3 protein-coding genes are annotated in these 2,625 nt (G+C 59.9%); all 3 read right to left on the bottom strand.

Going from position 1 to position 2,625, the window contains the following annotated elements:
* Positions 1-294, bottom strand: a 294-nt coding sequence (locus tag GF399_11870) for a restriction endonuclease (protein ID MBD3401008.1), incomplete at its 3' end; no start/stop codon positions are given.
* A gap of 181 nt (positions 295-475) precedes the next feature.
* Positions 476-1,996, bottom strand: a complete 1,521-nt coding sequence (locus tag GF399_11865) for a histidine ammonia-lyase (protein MBD3401007.1) — start codon at positions 1,994-1,996, stop codon at positions 476-478.
* Between the two features lie 335 nt (positions 1,997-2,331).
* On the bottom strand, positions 2,332-2,625 hold a 294-nt coding region (locus GF399_11860; protein ID MBD3401006.1), incomplete at its 5' end, for a DNRLRE domain-containing protein.

The raw sequence follows: 2,625 nt of genomic DNA, 5'->3' as shown, positions 1-2,625 counted from the left end.
CCGCCGCAGTTGTGAATCGTCGACGGTGTCCAGATTTGTGTTGATCATCTTTACTTCGATCAGCATGACGGGCTTTCCTTCCTTCATTATGGCGTAGTCAACTTTTTCTCCCTTCTTTTCACCAATATCTGCAATAAACTCCGGCTGAACCTCGGCCAGGTTAGAAGTATTGTAGCCAAGCACTTTTAAGAACTCGACCACACATACCATCTTAGTGGCTTCTTCATTATTGATGTGTGGCATCTGTTCCTGGATATTGCCAGCCAAGCGGTTTAGCTTATCCTTGAAGTCCATTTTCCCTCCGTTTGGAAGTCTTCTAATAAAATATCAGCTTACTCCACAAAGAGATTCTTGTCAAGAGACTATAGTATGCAAAATGCCGGGGATGTAGCCTGCGCAGCTGGAGTCTACGCAGAAAACGGCCGGGTCCCAAGACCCGGCCGGGCGTTCAGCTATGCCGTCGGAACAGTTTGCGCTACTTCAGCGCCCCCACGGCGCTCTCGGCGGCGCGCAGCACGGCGCCGGAGCGCACCAGCTCGGCGGCGGCGTTGTTATCGTCGAACAGCGGCCGGTCGGCCTCGAGGTGGTCGACGTGCTCGCGGATCAGCTCGTAGACCTTGCCGGTGGCCGGAGCGAAGTCGACGCCGCGGAAGTCGCGGGCCTGGCAGGCGGCGATCAACTCGATCCCCAGCACGCCGGGCAGCAGGTTCATGATCTGCCGCGTCTTGAGCGTCGTCGTCCAGCCCATGCTGACGAAGTCCTCCTGGTCGGCGGCGGCGGGGATGCTGCCGACGGCGGCCGGGGTCGAGAGGACGCGGCTCTCGCAGACCAGGGCCCCGGCGGTGTACTGGCTGAGCATCAGCCCGGAGAACATCCCGCCGCCGTGGGTCAGGAAGCCGGGCAGGCCCTGGGAAAGGGCGGGGTTCATCAGCCGGTTGAGCCGTCGCTCGGAGAGCACACCGGCGGTGACCATGGACATCGAGGCGTACTCGAGTGCCAGGGCCATCGGTGTACCCTGGAAGTTGGCCCCGGAGACGACGGCGTCGTCGTCGGGGAAGAAAACGGGGTTGTCGCCGACGCCGTTGAGTTCGGTGAGGAAGACCTCGCGGGCGTGGCGCAGGGCGGTGCGGGCCGGGCCGGCCGACTGGGGCGTCGAGCGCAGCGAGTAGGCGTCCTGGACCTTCTTGCCCTCCCGCTGAAGCAGGGGCGAGCCCTCGGTCAGGCGGCGGATGTTCTCGGCGGTGTCGATGGAGCCCTGGTGGCCGCGGGCGGCGTGCAGCCGGGGATCGTAGCCCGACATGTTGACGTTGAGCACCTCGAGGGTCAGCGCCGCGGCGATGTCGTGGGTCTTGATCCAGCTCTCCATCTCGAGCAACAGCAGGGAGCCCAGACCGGTGATGAAATTGGAGCCGTTGATGGCGGCCAGGCCGTCGCGGGCCTGGAAGGTGATCGGCTTGACCCCGGCGCGCTCGAGGGCCTTGGCGGCGGGCAGACGCTCACCCTGATAGAAGGCCTCGCCCTCGCCCATGATCACCAGGGCCATCTGGGCCATCGGCGACAGGTCGCCGCAGGCGCCGACGCTGCCCCGGTCGTAGACCACCGGCGTGACCCCGGCGTTGAGAATCGCGGCCATGGTCAGCGGGACCTCGCGGCGGCAGCCCGAGTTGCCATGGGTGATGACGTTGATCCGGCTGGCCATCGCGGCGCGGACCCACTCCTCGGGCACCGGCTCGCCGATGCCGGCGGCGTGGGAGTAGATGAGGTACTTCTGGTACTCCTGGGTCTGCTCCGGGGTCAGCACCGTCTCCGAGAACTCGCCGATACCCGTGGTCACGCCGTACATGATCTCGTGGTTGTCGATCTTCTTCTGGCACATCGCGCGGCAGTTATCGACGCGCTCGAGGGCCGCGGAATCGATCTCTACCTTCTCCCGTCCGACGGCGATGCGGTGCAGCTCCTCCAGGGTCATCCCGCCACCCTTGATGACGACGGCCATGCTTACCTCCGTTGTTGATACGGTCTGTATCCGTGGTTTGCGGTTGCGCTGACGGCGGCGATGATACAACCGACGGCGGTGAAAAGCAACGCGGGGTTTGGCTGGGCGGAGGGGACGGCGGGACGACGTTGCCCGTCCGGGACCGACCTGACCGTGACGAACGGCAGGTTGAACGTCGGCTCGGCTGTAGCGGAGATCCTGGCGACACTTTCACCGGGAAAACTGGCGAGTCATCACACTTACTATATCAAGCTGGTGAAGCAGTAGATTAAAACAAGACATGCAATAAGAGGCTCCCATATATCGGGAGCCTCTTATTATATTAAAAAGTGTTATTAGTGAAATAGTGCCTTAATCTGTCCATAGCTTGTATTAATAACATTTGTTCCCGACAGAGTAAAGATTAACTTTGGCCTTCTATATACATAGTAACCTGAATCACTTGATATTGCCTGCATATATCCATCATATATTCTAAATCCATATTGTGGAATATCTTCATTTAACCATGCCTGGACAATATCCTGTACATCAAAGGATACAAAGTATTCCTCTCCATATTCCGGCTCTTCAAAGCTTCTTTCAACAGCGTACGTCTCGTAGATACCCGGCTGGTTGTTCCAGGTGAT

The sequence above is a fragment of the Candidatus Coatesbacteria bacterium genome (genome assembly GCA_014728225.1).
Lineage (GTDB): Bacteria > RBG-13-66-14 > RBG-13-66-14 > RBG-13-66-14 > RBG-13-66-14 > WJLX01.
The sequence above is the reverse complement of the archived record's forward strand: the minus strand, read 5'-3'. Positions and strand labels throughout refer to the sequence as shown.